The organism is Paraburkholderia sp. BR10954, from assembly GCF_040965775.1.
In the GTDB taxonomy this organism is placed as follows: Bacteria; Pseudomonadota; Gammaproteobacteria; order Burkholderiales; family Burkholderiaceae; genus Paraburkholderia; species Paraburkholderia youngii.
Genome location: NZ_JBFRCK010000001.1, coordinates 126,794 through 143,501, shown reverse-complemented (window position 1 = coordinate 143,501; position 16,708 = coordinate 126,794). Strand labels below are relative to the sequence as shown.

Annotated in this window: 16 protein-coding genes; 12 read left to right on the top strand and 4 right to left on the bottom strand. The window is 63.6% G+C overall.

The genetic code is table 11. The annotated features are described in order from the left end of the window. Position 1 precedes the first annotated feature (1 nt). Complete coding sequence (locus tag AB4Y34_RS00650) at positions 2 to 1,183, bottom strand: isovaleryl-CoA dehydrogenase (RefSeq protein WP_176365915.1); 1,182 nt, start codon at positions 1,181 to 1,183, stop codon at positions 2 to 4. A 247-nt stretch (positions 1,184 to 1,430) separates the two neighbouring features. On the opposite strand from AB4Y34_RS00650, the gene AB4Y34_RS00645 reads away from it, so the two are divergent. The 3 genes from AB4Y34_RS00645 (at position 1,431) to AB4Y34_RS00635 (ending at position 4,486) form a co-directional block, all read left to right on the top strand. After that, a complete protein-coding gene (locus AB4Y34_RS00645; RefSeq protein WP_176365916.1) occupies positions 1,431 to 2,168 on the top strand; it encodes a TetR/AcrR family transcriptional regulator in 738 nt (245 codons plus the stop codon). A 168-nt stretch (positions 2,169 to 2,336) separates the two neighbouring features. After that, on the top strand, positions 2,337 to 3,131 hold the full coding sequence (locus AB4Y34_RS00640; protein WP_176379417.1) for a DUF72 domain-containing protein: 795 nt from the start codon (positions 2,337 to 2,339) through the stop codon (positions 3,129 to 3,131). 236 nt (positions 3,132 to 3,367) lie between these two features. Beyond that, on the top strand, positions 3,368 to 4,486 hold the full coding sequence (locus AB4Y34_RS00635; protein WP_368714915.1) for a 3-deoxy-7-phosphoheptulonate synthase: 1,119 nt from the start codon (positions 3,368 to 3,370) through the stop codon (positions 4,484 to 4,486). Positions 4,487 to 4,731: 245 nt separating this feature from the next. Here the strand turns inward: AB4Y34_RS00635 and AB4Y34_RS00630 are convergent, their stop codons facing one another. Further along, positions 4,732 to 5,010, bottom strand: a complete 279-nt coding sequence (locus AB4Y34_RS00630) for an HU family DNA-binding protein (RefSeq protein ID WP_167039836.1) — start codon at positions 5,008 to 5,010, stop codon at positions 4,732 to 4,734. A gap of 350 nt (positions 5,011 to 5,360) precedes the next feature. Here AB4Y34_RS00630 and AB4Y34_RS00625 point away from each other — a divergent pair, with 350 nt between their 5' ends. Continuing rightward, a complete protein-coding gene (locus tag AB4Y34_RS00625) occupies positions 5,361 to 5,756 on the top strand; it encodes a hypothetical protein (RefSeq protein ID WP_176379416.1) in 396 nt (131 codons plus the stop codon). 215 nt (positions 5,757 to 5,971) lie between these two features. Further along, positions 5,972 to 7,945, top strand: a complete 1,974-nt coding sequence (locus tag AB4Y34_RS00620) for a putative bifunctional diguanylate cyclase/phosphodiesterase (protein ID WP_368714914.1) — start codon at positions 5,972 to 5,974, stop codon at positions 7,943 to 7,945. Between the two features lie 27 nt (positions 7,946 to 7,972). Here AB4Y34_RS00620 and AB4Y34_RS00615 read toward each other — a convergent pair whose 3' ends face one another. Continuing rightward, positions 7,973 to 8,686, bottom strand: a complete 714-nt coding sequence (locus AB4Y34_RS00615) for a DUF899 domain-containing protein (RefSeq protein ID WP_368714913.1) — start codon at positions 8,684 to 8,686, stop codon at positions 7,973 to 7,975. A gap of 290 nt (positions 8,687 to 8,976) precedes the next feature. Between AB4Y34_RS00615 and AB4Y34_RS00610 the strand changes: the two genes are divergently transcribed. Next, the gene (locus AB4Y34_RS00610; protein WP_368714912.1) at positions 8,977 to 9,924 is read left to right on the top strand and encodes a LysR substrate-binding domain-containing protein; all 948 of its coding nucleotides are present in this window, start codon (positions 8,977 to 8,979) and stop codon (positions 9,922 to 9,924) included. Positions 9,925 to 10,110: 186 nt separating this feature from the next. Continuing rightward, positions 10,111 to 11,286 (top strand): MFS transporter, encoded by a 1,176-nt coding sequence (locus AB4Y34_RS00605; protein ID WP_368715158.1) that lies wholly within the window; start codon positions 10,111 to 10,113, stop codon positions 11,284 to 11,286. 42 nt (positions 11,287 to 11,328) lie between these two features. Here the strand turns inward: AB4Y34_RS00605 and AB4Y34_RS00600 are convergent, their stop codons facing one another. Then, complete coding sequence (locus AB4Y34_RS00600; RefSeq protein WP_176379411.1) at positions 11,329 to 11,934, bottom strand: peroxidase-related enzyme; 606 nt, start codon at positions 11,932 to 11,934, stop codon at positions 11,329 to 11,331. 164 nt (positions 11,935 to 12,098) lie between these two features. Between AB4Y34_RS00600 and AB4Y34_RS00595 the strand changes: the two genes are divergently transcribed. The 5 genes from AB4Y34_RS00595 (at position 12,099) to AB4Y34_RS00575 (ending at position 16,680) form a co-directional block, all read left to right on the top strand. Beyond that, entirely contained in the window at positions 12,099 to 12,515 is a 417-nt protein-coding gene (locus tag AB4Y34_RS00595; RefSeq protein ID WP_368714911.1) for a cupin domain-containing protein, read from the top strand. 271 nt (positions 12,516 to 12,786) lie between these two features. Further along, positions 12,787 to 13,806 (top strand): rhodanese-like domain-containing protein, encoded by a 1,020-nt coding sequence (locus AB4Y34_RS00590; protein ID WP_368714910.1) that lies wholly within the window; start codon positions 12,787 to 12,789, stop codon positions 13,804 to 13,806. Positions 13,807 to 14,053: 247 nt separating this feature from the next. Continuing rightward, positions 14,054 to 14,275, top strand: coding sequence for a hypothetical protein (locus AB4Y34_RS00585; RefSeq protein ID WP_233853204.1), 222 nt, complete (start codon positions 14,054 to 14,056; stop codon positions 14,273 to 14,275). Positions 14,276 to 14,543: 268 nt separating this feature from the next. Beyond that, on the top strand, positions 14,544 to 15,353 hold the full coding sequence (locus tag AB4Y34_RS00580; protein WP_368714909.1) for a gamma-glutamyl-gamma-aminobutyrate hydrolase family protein: 810 nt from the start codon (positions 14,544 to 14,546) through the stop codon (positions 15,351 to 15,353). Then, entirely contained in the window at positions 15,346 to 16,680 is a 1,335-nt protein-coding gene (locus AB4Y34_RS00575; protein WP_184225066.1) for a glutamine synthetase family protein, read from the top strand. The genes AB4Y34_RS00580 and AB4Y34_RS00575 overlap by 8 nt, the downstream gene beginning before the upstream one ends. Positions 16,681 to 16,708: the final 28 nt, after the last annotated feature.

The following is a 16,708-nucleotide window of genomic DNA, read 5'->3' as shown; positions in this document are numbered from 1 at the left end:
ATTACAGCGTTTCGGCGAACAGCTCCCGGCCGATCAGCATGCGACGGATCTCGCTGGTGCCCGCGCCGATTTCATAGAGTTTCGCATCGCGCCACAGGCGCCCGACCGGATACTCGTTGATATAACCATTGCCGCCGAGAATCTGGATCGCCTCGCCGGCCATCCACGTGGCTTTCTCCGCCGTGTACAGGATCACGCCCGCGCAGTCCTTGCGGACCTGGCGCACGTGGTCGTTACCGAGCGTGTCGAGTTGGCGGCCCACCGCGTATAGATACGCACGGCATGCCTGCAAGGTCGTGTACAGATCGGCGACCTTGCCCTGGATCAGCTGGAACTCGCCGATCGACTGGCCGAACTGCTTGCGGTCGTGGATATACGGCACCACCGCGTCCATTACCGCGACCATGATGCCGGTCGGGCCGCCCGCGAGCACCGCGCGTTCGTAGTCGAGACCGCTCATCAGCACCTTCACGCCGCCATTGAGCTGGCCGAGGATGTTTTCCTCCGGCACTTCGACGTCCTGGAACACCAGCTCGCCGGTGTGCGAGCCGCGCATGCCGAGCTTGTCGAGCTTCTGCGCGACCGAGAAACCCTTCATGCCCTTCTCGACGATGAACGCGGTAATGCCGCGCGAATTCGCTTCGGGATCGGTCTTCGCATAGACGACCAGCGTGTCGCAGTCGGGGCCGTTGGTGATCCACATCTTGGTGCCGTTCAGCACGTAGCGATCACCCTTCTTCTCGGCGCGCAGCTTCATGCTGACCACGTCCGAGCCTGCGTTCGGCTCGCTCATCGCGAGCGCGCCGACGTGCTCGCCGGATACGAGCTTCGGCAGATACTTACGCTTCTGCGCTTCGGTGCCGTTGCGATGAATCTGGTTCACGCACAGATTCGAATGCGCGCCGTACGACAGGCCGACCGAGGCCGACGCACGCGAGATTTCCTCCATCGCGACCATGTGCGCGGTGTAGCCCATGTTCGCGCCGCCGTACTCTTCGGAAACCGTCATGCCGAGCACGCCGAGGTCGCCGAACTTGCGCCACAAGTCCATCGGAAACTGATCGGTGCGATCGATTTCTCCGGCGCGCGGCGCGATTTCTTTGGCGGCGAACGACGCAATGCTGTCGCGCAGCATTTCGATCTCTTCGCCGAGCGGGAACTGCAAACCGGGCAGATTGGGCATTGCGGTGTCTCCTGAGTTCGTGGGCGGCCGCTGACGGAACGCGAAGCGGCACGCGAGAGCATGTCATCGCGCATTTCACGCCAGATTGACGTAAGCGTCAATAGGTATTTTTGAGTGTTACTCAGAAAATTCGCAAAGCCGCTCCAGACACCCGATTCGGTGATAGCATCGCGGTCATCGGGCAAATGCGAGGCGCTCAAACGCCAGTTTTACCCCCAACCTGCTTCAAAATCTGAATCCGACTCATATGACGGTTGCCGAGAAGACTGGATTACCTGTCTCGCGTCGCCAGCCGGCCGGACGCAAGTCGCAGCAGCGCGTGAAGGAGATCCTTCAGGCGGGGCGCGACGTGTTTTCCGAAAAGGGCTACGAGCGCGCGACGACCGCGGAAATCGCGCAGCGCCTCGGCATTTCCGAGGCGACGGTGTTCAGCTACTTTCGCGGCAAGCGGGAGCTGTGCGCCCGGGTCATCGGCGATTGGTACGACGAGATCATCGACGCGATCGAAGCGGGCCTGCCGCGCGACGGCGACGTGCGGCAGCAGTTCGCGTTCATCGTGCGAATGCATCTGCGGCTGATGCTCGTGAACGGCACCGACCTGTGCGCACTCGTGCTGTCCGAAGGTCGCGCGCGGCATCACGAACTCAGCGAAGCGCTGACCGAGTTGCAGCGCCGCTACACCGCGCCGTTGATGCGCGTGCTCGCGCAAGGCCAGCAAAGCGGCGAGATTCGCGCCGACATGCCGCTGCGCCTGTTGCGCTCGATGGTGTTCGGTCCGATGGAGCACGTGCTGTGGGACGCGACGCTCGCGAACCGGCAGATCGATATCGAGGCCACCGCCGATCAGCTGATCGACGTGCTGTGGGCCGCGCTGACTCCCCCCGATCTTGCGCTCAGTGCATTGCAGCGTTTTCGCGTGGAAGTGGCGGCGGCGAGCCGGCGCTTTGACGAAGCCAGCGCCGCGCGCCGCGAAAAAAGCGGCTAATCTACGAGCTTTCCCGCCGCAGCCCGAAGGAGAGCCCAAGTGCCCGCAGCGAAAAGCGCGAAGGAAAGCAGCAAGCAAAGCGAGAAGTCTGGCGAAGAACGCGGCGACAGGCCGACAGCCGCAAAGAAAGCGCCAACGAGAAAATCAACCGAAGCGCCGTCAAAGTCCGTGTCCACCGCACGCATTCGCATCGGCATCGGCGGCTGGACGTACGCGCCGTGGCGCGGGCCGTTTTATCCGGAAGACCTCACGCAAAGCCGCGAACTCGAATATGCGAGCCGGCATCTGACCTCGATCGAAATCAACGGCACGTTCTATGGTTTGCAGAAACCGGCCAGCTACGAAAAGTGGTTTCAGGAAACCCCGGACGATTTCGTCTTCTCTCTGAAGGCGCCGCGTTACGCGACCAATCGCAAGGTGTTGGCCGATGCGGGCGACACGATCGAGCGCTTCTTCGCCAGCGGCGTGCTGTTGCTCAAACAGAAGCTCGGACCGATCAACTGGCAGTTCGCGCCGACCAAGAAATTCGATGCGGACGATTTCGAGTCCTTTCTGAAGCTGCTGCCCGCGAGCATCGAAGGACAGAAGCTGCGGCATGCGGTCGAGGTTCGTCACGATTCGTTCAGGACACCGGAGTTCATCGCGCTGGCGCGCAAGTACAAGGTCGCGGTCGTGCTCGCGGCCGACAGCGAGTATCCGCAGATCGCCGATATCACCGCGCCGTTCGTGTACGCGCGCATCATGGGCACGAGCGAGAAGCAAGCCAAAGGTTATTCGACGAAAGAACTCGACGCATGGGCCGAACGCGTGCGCCAACTCGCCGCGGGCACCACACCGGACGATCTGGAAACCTGCGCCGAGCCGCCCGCGACAACAGCGAAGCGCGACGTCTATCTGTATGTGATCAGCGGCTTCAAGGAGCGCAATCCGGCCGCCGCGATGGCGTTGATCAAGAAGCTCTGAATCCGCCTGCCACCAGGCCGGCACGAGTGTCATAATCGCGCCAGCGCATCCGTGCGCGGTCGCGGCGGCGTCGCGTCAAGCCCGACGCAACACCTGCGTCGAACCTCGCCCGAGGCCCGCAGCCAGCCAGCCCGCACGGTCCACGTCAAACCCACGCAGCGCCCGCGCCCTCGTCGCGGCGGCGCTCGCATAGTCAGGCGGCAAGACCGCCTCATCAACCGATTGCGGAGAACATCTTGAGCGCCCTCGACAATCCCCTGCACGATCAGGAAGTCGGTTCGGCCGACGCCACCCAGGACACCACGCGCATCGACGACGTGCGCATCGGCGCGGTCCGTCCGCTGATTTCGCCGGCGCTGCTGCAGGACGAACTGCCGGTGCCGCCCGCGGTGCAGACGCTGGTCGAGAAGACTCGCGTCGAAATCGCCGACATTCTGCACGGCCGCGACGACCGGCTCGTGATGATCGTCGGGCCCTGTTCGATTCACGACCACGACCAGGCGATCGAATACGCGCGCAAGCTGAAGGCCGCCGCCGATCACTACCGCGATGATCTGCTGATCGTGATGCGCGTGTACTTCGAGAAGCCGCGCACGACGGTGGGCTGGAAAGGCTATATCAACGATCCGCGTCTGGACGGCAGCTTCCGCATCAACGAAGGGCTGCGTCGCGCGCGGCAGTTGCTGCTCGACATCAACGGTCTGGGTCTCGCCACCGCGACCGAATTCCTCGATCTGCTGAGCCCGCAATACATCGCCGATCTGATCGCGTGGGGTGCGATCGGCGCGCGTACGACCGAGAGCCAGAGTCATCGTCAGCTCGCGTCGGGACTGAGCTGCCCGATCGGTTTCAAGAACGGCACCGACGGCGGCGTGCAGATCGCCGCCGACGCGATCGTCGCGGCGCGTGCGAGCCACGCGTTCATGGGCATGACGAAAATGGGCATGGCCGCGATCTTCGAAACGCGCGGCAACGACGACGCGCACGTGATCCTGCGCGGCGGCAAGAAAGGACCGAACTACGACAGCGCGTCGGTGCAGGCGACCTGTGAAGCGCTGCGTTCAGCGGGTCTGCGCGAGCACGTGATGATCGACTGCTCGCATGCGAATTCGAACAAGTCGCATCTGCGGCAAATCGAGGTCGCGGACGATATCGCGCGGCAACTGTCGGCGCGCGAAGGCCGCATCATCGGTGTGATGCTCGAAAGTCATCTGGAAGAAGGCCGTCAGGATCTGAAGGCCGGTGTGCCGTTGCGCTACGGCGTGTCGATCACGGATGCCTGCGTGAGCTGGGCGCAGACCGAGCCGGTGCTCGCCACGCTCGCCGAGGCAACCCGCAAGCGCCGCGCCGGCTGACAGCGTAACACACGGACCGCGCGAGCGCGGTTCGGCGACGGCTCCACTCGCGACCCGCTCGGGGCCGATCGAGGACGAGAACGCCTGGCCAAGGAGCCAGGCACACGCGCCGCGCCAGTTGCCAGGGCAAACCGCCTGGCTGGGTTGGGCAGCGCGAGAACCTCACGCCTATCGCATCATTCACGCGTGCGCCTCACAGGAAGCTGCAAAGCGCACCGCGAATGCTCCGGCGTGAAGCTCGTTGCTTACGACGCGTTGACGGCTTCCTTGAACGCCTTGCCCGCGGTGAACTTCACCGTCTTGGCCGCGGCGATCTGGATTTCTTCGCCCGTCGACGGATTGCGGCCCACTCGTGCTGCGCGCGCGCCGGTCGAGAACGAACCGAAACCGACCAGTTGCACCGTATCGCCGCCCACCACGGCCTTGGTCACTGCCTCGACGATCGCGTCGATGGTCTGGCCGGTTGCCGCTTTGCTTTCGCCCGTCGCTGCGGCGACTGCATCAATCAGTTCCTGTTTGTTCATAGCACTTCCCGTATGGTAATCATGGAACCGGCGCCACTCTGAGGCGCCGGGACCGACACACTAACGCATAGGCGCACCTTCGCGCAAACCCTTGGTGTAAGGCTTGTATCAAGGCCGGAGCGCCGGTTTGACGTTTTTCCGTCGCAAACTGCCATAAGAATCGCGGGCTTATGTGCGCGCGCCATCTCATGAGCGTTTGCCGCGTATCACAATCCGTTGCAATTTCAGTACCTTAGGTCGCGTTATGCGAGCCCGCGCGGCCTTCCCGATGACGATAGCCCTTTTCGTGAAGCGCGGGCGCGCTATTTGCGGAACACATCACAAGAAAACTTTCTGCAAGACATAAAAAAGTGAGAATTCGCCACTTTGCAACATGCGCGCTGCTCTGCGCGTTGTCATCGGTGGCTGCGGCGGCCAGCGACAACCCGTGCGCGACCCTCGTCGGCGCAACCAATTCCAGTGCCGTGCAGGGCTTTTCGCTACGCGACGGTGAACCGGTCGACTTCGTCGGCGGCGGAACAACGGTGCACGGCAAGCTGCTCGTGTTCAGCGACGGCGACGTGTTTCGCGCGTACTGGCAGCCGGACGACAGCCCGGAAAAATACGTGCTCGCGAACGCGGGCGCCGACGCGGTCCGGCTCGTCTCGTCAGCGCCGCGAGGCGCCCCTGCTCCGGCCGGCCAGCCCGGCACTGCGATGCAGCCGCAGCGGGTGCTGTCGTGCCCCAACTTCGAGCATGCGCGATAGCCAGCTTTCGTCGAGAGTCCCGCCATCGGCATGCGGCACAAACGTCTGCTTGCACCGCCGCCAGGTACTACTTACCGCACGCCGATTCGTAAGCATGCCGTCGGGTTCACGGACCCGTGGCTGCGATTCTATTTACCTCCCGGAACTCTCAAGTTAATCAGCTTTGCGCCGATATAAACAGCTGCGTTTAGCGCGCAAACGTTAAAAGGACGGTGATGGTTTGGCTCGCAAGATTGAAGAAGGTACTGTCGGTCGCCGACGGTGACCGTGCGCTGATGCGTGCACGGTTGCATGCGTTCAGCCGCCAGGTACCGCTTCTCTACTTCATCCTGCTCGTCAACACGGCGGCGGTCGCGGCGACGCATCTGGACAGCGCGCCGGCCTGGCTGTCGATGTATATGCCCGGCGCGCTCGCCGCGCTGTGTGTGCTTCGCTGCGTGCGCTGGTGGCGCAAACGCAACCGGACGATGACGGACGCCCAGGTAGTCCGCGAACTGCGCGGCGTGACGTGGATCGTCGGCCTGTTCGGCGTCGCGTTCAGCGGCTGGTCGCTGCTGCTGTTCCCGTACGGCGGCGCGTATCAGCAGGCGCAGGTCGCGTTCTACATGGCGACGACGCTGGTCGGCAGCATGTTCTGCCTGATCCACCTGCGCAAGGCCGCGCTTCTGCTGCTTTGCATCGTCCTCCTTAGTTTCTCCGGATTCCTCGTGTCCAGCGGCTCGCCGGTGTTCTTCGCGATGGCCGTCGACATGACGCTGGTCGGCGTCGCGCTCGCGGTGGTCATCCAGCTTTACTGCCGCACGTTTGCGGACGCCGTGCAAGCGCAACGCGAACTACAGGCAAGCCATCAAAACACCCAACGGCTCAGCGACGACAACTACCGGCTCGCCAACATCGACAGCCTGACCGGCCTGCCGAACCGGCGCAGCTATTTCGCGGCGCTGAGCGCAATACTCGAGCAGGCGCTCGAAACCGGCGGCGGCTTCAACGTCGGGCTCATCGATCTGGACGGCTTCAAGCAGGTCAACGACATATATGGTCACGCGAGCGGCGATCTCGTGCTGCAGGAAGTCGGCACGCGGCTCGTGTCGATCAGCGAGACGGGGCTGATGTTCGCGCGTCTGGGCGGCGACGAATTCGGCGTGCTCGTGCGTCACAAGATGTCGAACGAAGCGCTGGTTCAGTTGGGGCAGCGGATCTGCGACGCGCTCAGTCGGCCTTACCAGGTCGCCGACAATGTCGCGGAGCTGTCGGGCACGATCGGCTGGGCCGCGTTTCCCGACGCGGGCTCGACGGTCGCGCAAGTGTTCGAACGCGCCGACGCCGCCCTCTATGTCGGCAAGGAAAACCGCCGCGGCATGCCGGTGATTTTCTCGACCGAACACGAAACGCAGATGCGGCGGCTAAGCCTCGTCACCCAGGAGTTGCGCCACGCGGATCTCGAAGCGGAACTGTTCCTCGAATTCCAGCCGATCTACGATCTGCTCACCCACCGGCCGATCGGCCTCGAAGCGCTCGGGCGATGGCACAACGCGCGGCTCGGCATGGTCAGGCCGGAGGAATTCATTCGGATCGCAGAGCGTACCGAGCTGATTCTCGGCATCACCGATGTGCTGCTGCGCCAGGCGCTCGCCGAAGTCGCACACTGGCCCGCCGATCTGTATCTGTCGTTCAACCTGTCCGCGATCGATATCTCGACCTCGGCACGCGCCCGCCGCCTGATCGACATCGTCGCCGCAAGCGGTGTGTCGCCGCATCGCGTGACGTTCGAAATCACCGAAACCGCGTTGACGCGCGATTTCGAGCAGGCGCACAGTGCGATGACGATGCTGAAGCAGGCCGGCTGCCGGATGTCGCTCGACGATTTCGGCACCGGCTATTCGAGCCTCAGCTACGTGCACCGCTTGCCATTCGACGCGATCAAGATCGATCGCAGCTTCGTCTCCGACGTCGATACCAACAGCGCGTCGAAGAAGATCATCAAATCCGTGATCGACCTGTGCCGCAACCTCGGACTCGAATGCGTGGTGGAAGGACTCGAAACGCCATTGCAGGCCCAGGTCGTGAAGGCGCTCGGCGCGCGCGCGGTGCAAGGCTATCTGTTCAGCCTGCCGATGCGGGCAAGCGCGGTCGGCACGTTCCTATGGACCGCGCTCGCGCAAAGCCATGCGGCGGAGACGCATTCGTAGCGCTCGATCGCTTTGCGGCCGTGCCGCTCAGTACGCCAGCTTCGGATACCAGTCGGTGCCGCGGCCGCCGGGGGTCATGTCGAGGATCGTCCATAGCGGCATTAGATCGGGCGCGCCGCGCGGGTCCTGCCCGGGGTCCGACGTCGATGGCCCCATCTCCTCGGCCCAGAAGTGCCGCACGACACCGCCCGTGCGCGTGAATACGTTGAGCGCCGGAACGTCGTCGCCGGCGGGATCTTCGGCTGCGTAATCGCGATTGAACGTATTGCCGCCCGACGAATAGAGCCGCAGATGCCGCCAGCCACGCTCCTGCTTGAACGCGACGAGCCTGTCGATCGGCGAGCGGCCGATCACCACGAACGCGACGCGCTGCAGGATATCGGGCATTTCGCCGTCCCACGCACTCAGCAGCGACGTGCACATCGGGCACGGCCGCGCGCGTTGCGGTCCGAACATCCAGTTGTAGGTCACCAGTGTGTCGTGCGCGCCGAACATCTGCGCTAGCGTGACCGGGCCGGCTTCGCCGTCGAAGCGGTAATCCTGCGGCACGATGCCGCCCGCCGGCAGCGCGCGGCGCTGCGCGGCGACGCGCTCGATCTGGCGGCGCAGCTCGATCTCCTCGGCGAGCAACGCGTTGCGCGCGCGTCGATATTCGGCGCTCTCGCCGGGAAAGCGTTGAGGCAGGTCGGCCAGTTCGCGGGCCGGTTTTAGCGTATGCATCGATGTGTTTGCGTCGTTCATCAGCCATCTCCTTGTGAGAAGTCGTGCGAAAAACGGACGGAAGACGGGCGGCTACCTGTGCTTTGCCGCCCTTCCTACAAGCGACGACGGATGAGACCGCGAAAAATCGACAGGGCCGCCAATGATTTTTAAGCGGCAGCCTTTCTGCAGCCGCTTTTGCCGACGGTTCGACAACACACTCGCGAGGCGCCACCGCAAGGTATGCTTGCGCCAAACAGCACGCCCATTACACCCGCCAACACCACGCGGCACGCGCGCCCCGCGCGACGCGGCCGCCCTGGGGAATGCACATGCCGCTTCGTCTGCCACCCCTGCCAGCGCTCCGTTTTTTCGAAGCGGCCGGCAGGCATCAAAGTTTCAAGCTCGCCGCCGCCGAGCTGAACGTCACGCCGAGCGCGATCAGTCATGGCATCGTCGGGCTCGAGGAAGCGCTCGGCGTCGAGCTGTTCGTGCGCGAGCCGCGCGGCATCTCGCTGACGGCGGTTGGCGCGGATTATCTGTCGTACGTCTCCGAGGCGTTTTCGCTGATCGCGATCGGCACGCAGCGTCTGCCCAATCACCGCGCGGATCGGTCGATCACGCTCAGCTGCGCGCCGACCTTCGCGTCGCGTTGGCTGCTGCCGCGCCTCGCGGGTTTTCGCGCGCGCTGGCCGAATGTCAACGTGAGCGTGGATACATCGCGTCGCCAGGTCGGTTTCCCGGTCGACGGCTTCGATTTCGCGATCCGCATGAGCCGCGCGCCGGTCGCCGGCACCGCATGGACGCGCCTGTTCGGCGAGCGTTTCGTGCCGGTGTGCAGCCCCGCCTATGTGGCGACGCTGCGCGACGAGCACGGCGTCCCGAGCCTGCGACGCGCGACGCTGATTCACGTGAACGCCGCGAGTGAAGACTGGCAGGCGTGGCTCGATGCAACCGGCACCGGCGGCATCGATATGGACGCCGGCTTGCACGTCGACACGATCCAGCTCGCCTTCGAAGCGGCCAGCATGGGCCTCGGCGTCGCGCTCGGCCGCAAGCCGCTGGTCGATGGCGATCTGGCGAGCGGCGCGCTGGTCGAGGCTTGCGCGCCCACCATCGCATCCGCCACCGCCTACTGGCTGGTCAGCGCGGAGAATGCGGACAGCGCGATCCGGCGGCCCGAGCTCGCCGATTTCAGGCGCTGGCTCGTCGACGAGGCGGCGGCCTTCGACGCGCATGCCGACGCGGCCGCGGACGGCGATCTGGCAGCGCATAGGTGAGCGGCGCTCACCTGTCGTCGAAATCTTTTCCTTTGCCGGCCACGCGGCGGGCTGCGACGATGGTGGCCAAGGAGAAGCCGCCATGTCGACCACCCGCACCACGCAACTCACCCCCGCCGTCGCTCCGGCGACGACCGTCACTACGCGATCGTGATCGTCGCCGCGGCACTGATCCTGAGCGCCGCGATGGGCATCCGCCAGACTTTCGGCCTGTTCATCGGCCCGTTCTCGTTCGACCGCGGTCTGCCGGTCACGTTGATCGCCTTCGCGATCGCGCTGCACAACCTCGTGTGGGGCTTCGCGCAGCCGTTCGCGGGCGCGGCTGCGGATCGCTATGGCTCGGCGCCGGTCGTCGCGTTCGGCGCTTCGACGTTCGCGGCCGGCCTCGCGCTGTCGGCGGTCGCGCCGAGCGGCGCGCTGCTGGTGATCGGCATGGGGCTGCTGGTCGGCATCGGCGTCAGCTGCACGACCTTCGGCGTGGTGTTGCCGGCGGTCGGCCGCATGGCGTCGCCGGAGAAGCGCAGCGTCGCGATGGGCCTCGTCAGCGCCGGCGGCTCCGCCGGACAGGTGCTGATGGTGCCGCTCGTGCAAGGCATCCGGCTGCACGCGGGCATCGCGACCTCGCTGTTCGTGCTCGCGTTCGTGATGCTGCTGATCGCGCCGCTCGGCATCGTGCTCGACCGTCGCGCGCGGATGCATGCGGCGAGCCAGGCCCGGTTCGACGATGCGCCCGCGACTCCGCTGCGCGAAGTTCTGTCACAAGCGACGCGCCATCGCGGCTACCGCCTGCTGACGCTCGGCTTCTTCACCTGCGGCTTCCAGCTCGCGTTCATCGCGACGCATCTGCCCGCGTATCTGACGCTGTGTCATATGCCGATCGGGCTGGGCGCCACCGCGCTTGCGCTGATCGGCCTGTTCAATATGGCGGGCAGTTGGGCATGCGGCTGGCTCGGCGGCCGGTTCCGCCAGCATCATGTGCTCGGCTGGCTTTATCTGATTCGCAGCGCGACGATCGCCACGTTCTTCGCGCTGCCGAAAAGCGCGGTGTCCGTGGTGATTTTCGCGGCCGTGATGGGCCTGACGTGGCTCGGTACCGTACCGCTGACGAGCGGGCTCGTCGCCAAGGTGTTCGGCACGCGTCACCTCGGCAGCCTGTTCGGCGTGTGCTTTCTGAGCCATCAGATCGGCTCGTTTCTCGGCGCGTGGCTCGGTGGCCTCGTGTTCGATCTGACGGGTTCGTACTCGCTGATCTGGGTAGCGACGGTCGCGGCGGGACTGCTCGCGGCGCTGCTGCATTTCCCGATCGACGACACGGCGGTGACGACGCCCGCGCGGCATGCGCCGCGTCCCGCGCCGGCGTGATGTGCAATGCCGGTAGAGACGCTGAAGCAATGCCAGTCGCGGCTATTTCTTCGGCGCATCCGCGGCGGCTTTCGGCACGCGCCCCATCAGATAGAACTCGTCGTTCGGACGCATCGAGATCACGTTCGCCATCCGGTTCGATAGGCCGAAAAACGCGGTGATTGCCGCGATGTCCCAGATGTCTTCATCGGTGAAGCCGTGGCCGCGCAGCGTCTGGAAGTCTTCTTCGTCGACCATGCCGGACGCGCGGCACACCTTCAGCGCGAAATCGAGCATCGCCTTCTGGCGCTCGGTGATGTCGGCCTTGCGATGATTGACCGCAAGCTGATCGGCGAGCAGCGGCGCTTTCTCGTAGATGCGCAGAATCGCGCCGTGCGCGATCACGCAGTAAAGACAATCGTTGACCGCGCTCGTCGCGACCACGATCATCTCGCGCTCGCCCTTGGTGAGACCGCCCTCTTTCAGCATCAACGCATCGTGATAAGCGAAGAACGCGCGAAATTCATCGGGCCGATGCGCGAGCGTCAGAAACACGTTCGGCACGAAACCGGCTTTGTCCTGCACTTCGAGAATGCGGGCGCTGATGTCTTCGGGCCACTCGCTCGGCTCGGGGACCGGGTAGCGGCTGATGGGCTCAAGCGTGGCCATGCGCTGTCTCCGTGATCTTGGTCGGGGGTATGCCGATCATTGTAGCAACGCGTTTTGGCGGTCGCGCGCGCTTCACCAGGTCCGATATTGCCGCCCGTATCGTCTAGACTTTCAGTTCGGCATGTATGAAGCCGCCCGGCACGGCGGCGACGAAAGGAGCGACCATGTCAAACGTCAGGCACGACGCGCGGGCCCCTGTGATCAAGGTGCGCCCGGAACGGGAAATGGCGACGATGCAGCGGTTGCCCTATTTCGTCGGCATTTCGGCGGGCACCGCGGGTGCCACCGGACTGTCGATGTATATGGTCGTGGTCCCGCCCGGCGGCCATGCGCAGCCGCACTATCACGCCGACTACGAAACCGCGATCTATATGCTCGAAGGCAAGATCGAGACGTGCTATGGCCCGGGCCTGCGCGAGTCGGTCATCACCGAGCCGGGCGACTTCCTGTTCATTCCGCCCGGCGTGCCGCATCAGCCGTTCAATCTCGATGCGAACGCCGCGGCGCGCGCGATCGTCGCGCGCAATCACGCGGACGAGCATGAGCGCGTGGTGCCCTATGATCCCTCCGAGGATGCGTAAGGCGACAGGCCGCTTTTTGGACCGCCTCGCCTGAAGCGAGGCAAATCCCGCTGCTCAGTCCGCGTTGATCCACTTGCCGCGCGGCGCATGCACGCGGCATGGCGTGGTGCGCCATGCGCATTCGTCGCTCGCGCGCCACTTTGTCGGCGCACTTTCATAACGCCGACTCGCCACCTGTGCTTAAATCCGTCTTTCGCATCGCCAGAGGCTCGTATCGGCCTCGGCGCAGACGATTCTTTTCCCTTTCTTTGCCTTAATCAGGAGCGCGGTTGTGTGGCATTTCCCGGTCGCTATTCCACCGTCTGCGGGCGTGTGGGCCGTCTTCATGAGCGTGCTCGTCACGCAGCTCGGCATGCCGATTCCAGCCGCGCCGATGCTGATTCTCGCGGGAACGATGGCCGCGGTGGGCGAAGCCTCGTACATCAACATGATCTGCGCGGCGGTCGGTGCGACGCTGATCGCCGACTCGCTGTGGTTTTTCACCGGACGCGCGTATGGGCGCCGTCTGCTCAATTACCTCGTGCGCTTCTCGCTGTCGCTGGACACCACGGTGCGCGTCGCGCGCAATACCTATGAGCGCTATGGCGCGCCGATTCTGACGGTCGCGAAGTTCCTGCCCGGTCTCGGCCTGATTTCCGCGCCGCTGCTCGGCACGACCGCGATCGGCATCGGCGTGTTCTTGTTGTGGGACATGGTCGGTGCGACGCTGTGGGCGAGCGTCTGGATCATCGGCGGCGCCGCCTTGCACGATGAGATCGTCCAATTGATGCTGTTCGTGCGCCGCAACGGCGGCACGATCTTCGATACGTTCGCGGTGATCTTCGCGGCGGTTCTGCTGTATCGCTGGCTGCGCCGTTTGCAGTTTCGCCGCTGGCTCGCGCATGCACGCATTTCGCCCGATCAGCTCGACGCGATGATGAAGTCGAACGAACCGCCGCTGATTCTCGACGCGCGCCCGCACACCGTGCGCGAAAAGGAATCGCATCGCATTGCCGGCGCACGGCCACTCGATCTGGAATCGCCCGATCCGATTCATCCGGAGTATCTGAAGCGGCCGATCGTCGTCTATTGCGTGTGTCCGAACGAAGCGACCGCGAAGCGCATCGTCAGGCAATTGCATCGCAAGAACATTCATCATGTGCGCGCCCTTAAGGGCGGACTCGACGCATGGGAAAAGCGCGGCTATCCAGTCGAGCCACTGCCACCCGACTTCAATACGGCGATGGCGCACATGCTCGAAGACAGGGGCAACGAAGGCGAATACACAGTGCGCGCCCGTCTCGCGGAGTGAACGAATTGCAGACTAGGCACACGGCCTCACGCTTGATGCCGTCTTGCCAAAAAACAAAAATAAATTGACGGCATTTTTAGCTCGTATATCCTAGCTATTGGGAGATTGCGTGAGCGGCGCTGCGAACTAAGCCTTTACCGTTTAGTACCGTTTCTTCTCGATCGACCCGCGTCCTGTTTCTTCAATATCCGCTGTGGATTCGAAACAGAGCGTTCAATACCCTCAACTACGCCAGTCGAGTGTCATCGTGAGAGTCCGAGGCCCTTTGGTGAATTGGAATCGCAGTCAGGCGCGTTGTATTTGCGCTGACGGCGCCAGCGCCGACGGCAGCAACGGCAGCCTTGCGTTTCGCCGCTTTCTGTCCGTCATCACAGTCCTGTCGCGTCGCTCCGTTCGACGCCGCAACGTCCTCTCCGCACGCGCGTTCATCGCGGTGCGCACAGACGAAGTCGCCTCGCTGCTGCCGTAGCGCCTCTCTTCTCTAGTCTCTTTTCGCTGCTCGATTCATCCGTTTGCACGCGTTTTCGCGAGCTGTCTGCTTGCGTCCGCGCGGCGCTGACTGATTGCCGCGCATTACGACGGATTCAATCGAACCGCTTCTAATCTGATTAGCGCTGCGCGTGATTGCGCGGATTCGCTTTGGCTTCGCCTCGCCTTCGCGTTTTCCCATTTCGTCGCGCGCGCTATTTAACGCCGTTCACGTGGTGTGCGGCGTGGGATCGACACGCCTATTCATTATGCGAAACCAACCAATAGTAGGCATCACCGCCGATAGAACGATGCTCGGCGCTCATCCATCGCACGTGGCCGGTGAAAAGTACATCGCCGCGATCGTCGAGGGCTCACACGCGCTTGCGATGCTGGTGCCGGCTTTCGGTGAACGTCAGTGCAGCGACAATTTGCTCGCTGCTGTCGATGGCTTGCTATTCACCGGCAGCTATTCGAACGTCGAGCCGCACCGGGACGGCGGCGCTTCGAGCGAGCCCGATACATTGCACGACCCGGCGCGCGATGCAACCACGTTGCCGCTTATCCGCGCTGCGGTTGCGGCCGGCGTACCGGTTCTCGCCATCTGCCGCGGCTTGCAGGAAATGAACGTGGCATTCGGCGGGACCTTGCATCAAAGCGTTCATGCGGTCGGCGGACTGAACGACCATCGCGAGAACAAGGGCGACTCGCTCGACGTGCAATACGCCACGTCGCATTCGATCGTGCTGACGCGCGGTGGCATGCTGCAGCGCGTTGCGGGCGGCGCCCACGAAGCGCGGGTGAATTCATTGCACGGTCAGGGTATTGCGCGACTCGGCGCAGGCCTCGATGTCGAAGCACTCGCGGCGGACGGCCTGATCGAAGCAATCAGCGTCAGCGACGCCCGCGCATTCGCGCTCGGCGTGCAATGGCACCCGGAATGGAGACACGCGGACAACGCGTTATCGACCGCGATATTTCGCGCCTTCGGCGACGCGTGCCGCCAGCGCATGAATACACGCAACCCTGCACGCATGTCCCAGGTCGCGGATCAAAACATAGAGAACAATCATGCATGACATCGACGATTTTCTGAAAAAGCATCACGTCACCGAAATCGAAGCGATTATTCCGGACATGGCCGGCATCGCGCGCGGCAAGATCATTCCGCGCAGCAAGTTCGAATCGGGCGAATCGATGCGTCTGCCGCAGGCGGTGATGATTCAGACCGTGACCGGCGATTATCCGCAAAGCGATTCGCTGACCGGCGTCACCGATCCCGACATGGTGTGCGTACCCGACGCGAGCACGATCCGGATGATTCCGTGGGCAGTCGACCCGACCGCCCAAGTGATTCACGACTGCGTTCATTTCGATGGCACGCCGGTCGAAATCTCGCCGCGCTGCGTGTTGCGCCGCGTGCTCGATCTATACAAGGCGCGCGGCTGGAAACCGGTGATCGCACCGGAACTCGAGTTCTATTTAGTCGATATGAACCGTGATCCCGACCTGCCGCTGCAACCGCCGGTTGGACGTACGGGTCGCGCGGAAACCGGACGCCAGGCGTATTCGATCGAAGCGGTCAATGAATTCGATCCGCTGTTCGAAGACATCTACGAGTACTGCGACGTGCAGGAACTCGAAGTCGACACGCTGATACACGAAGTGGGCGCCGCGCAGATGGAAATCAACTTCATGCATGGCGATCCGCTCAAACTCGCGGACAGCGTGTTTCTATTCAAGCGCACCGTGCGCGAAGCGGCTTTGCGCCACAAGATGTACGCGACCTTCATGGCGAAGCCGATGGAAGGCGAGCCGGGCTCGGCGATGCACATGCATCAGAGCCTCGTCGATATGGAAACCGGCCGCAACCTGTTTACCGCCGCGGATGGCGAACCGACATCGCTTTTCACCGGCTATATCGCCGGCTTGCAGAAATACACGCCGGCGCTAATGCCGATCTTCGCGCCATACATCAACTCGTATCGGCGCCTGTCGCGTTTCATGGCCGCGCCGATCAACGTCGCGTGGGGTTACGACAATCGCACGGTGGGCTTTCGCATTCCACATTCGACGCCGGTCGCGCGCCGCATCGAGAACCGCATTCCGGGTGTCGATTGCAATCCATATCTGGCGATTGCCGCGACCTTGGCCGCCGGCTATCTCGGCATCACGCAGCGGCTCGCCCCAACCGAACCGCTGGCGAGCGACGGCTATGCATTGCCCTACCAATTACCGCGCAATCTCGAAGAAGGCCTGACGTTGATGAGTGCGTGCGAGCCAATTGCCGACGTACTCGGCGAACAGTTCGTCCGCGCGTATCTCGCGCTGAAAGAGACCGAATACGAAGCGTTTTTCCGCGTGATCAGTTCGTGGGAGCGCCGGCATTTGCTGCTGCACGTGTGAGTGCCGGGGATCAATCGGTCAATGAGAA

Excerpts from the sequence above, each read along its gene's own strand:
- AB4Y34_RS00610 (WP_368714912.1), top strand. The coding sequence starts at position 8,977 with ATGCCGCTTCGTCTGCCACCCCTGCCAGCGCTCCGTTTTTTCGAAGCG.
- AB4Y34_RS00630 (WP_167039836.1), bottom strand. The coding sequence starts at position 5,010 with ATGAACAAACAGGAACTGATTGATGCAGTCGCCGCAGCGACGGGCGAA.
- AB4Y34_RS00575 (WP_184225066.1), top strand. The coding sequence starts at position 15,346 with ATGCATGACATCGACGATTTTCTGAAAAAGCATCACGTCACCGAAATC.
- AB4Y34_RS00600 (WP_176379411.1), bottom strand. The coding sequence starts at position 11,934 with ATGGCCACGCTTGAGCCCATCAGCCGCTACCCGGTCCCCGAGCCGAGC.
- AB4Y34_RS00595 (WP_368714911.1), top strand. The coding sequence starts at position 12,099 with ATGTCAAACGTCAGGCACGACGCGCGGGCCCCTGTGATCAAGGTGCGC.
- AB4Y34_RS00650 (WP_176365915.1), bottom strand. The coding sequence starts at position 1,183 with ATGCCCAATCTGCCCGGTTTGCAGTTCCCGCTCGGCGAAGAGATCGAA.
- AB4Y34_RS00615 (WP_368714913.1), bottom strand. The coding sequence starts at position 8,686 with ATGAACGACGCAAACACATCGATGCATACGCTAAAACCGGCCCGCGAA.
- AB4Y34_RS00605 (WP_368715158.1), top strand. The coding sequence starts at position 10,111 with ATGGGCATCCGCCAGACTTTCGGCCTGTTCATCGGCCCGTTCTCGTTC.
- AB4Y34_RS00645 (WP_176365916.1), top strand. The coding sequence starts at position 1,431 with ATGACGGTTGCCGAGAAGACTGGATTACCTGTCTCGCGTCGCCAGCCG.
- AB4Y34_RS00620 (WP_368714914.1), top strand. The coding sequence starts at position 5,972 with ATGGTTTGGCTCGCAAGATTGAAGAAGGTACTGTCGGTCGCCGACGGT.
- AB4Y34_RS00580 (WP_368714909.1), top strand. The coding sequence starts at position 14,544 with ATGCGAAACCAACCAATAGTAGGCATCACCGCCGATAGAACGATGCTC.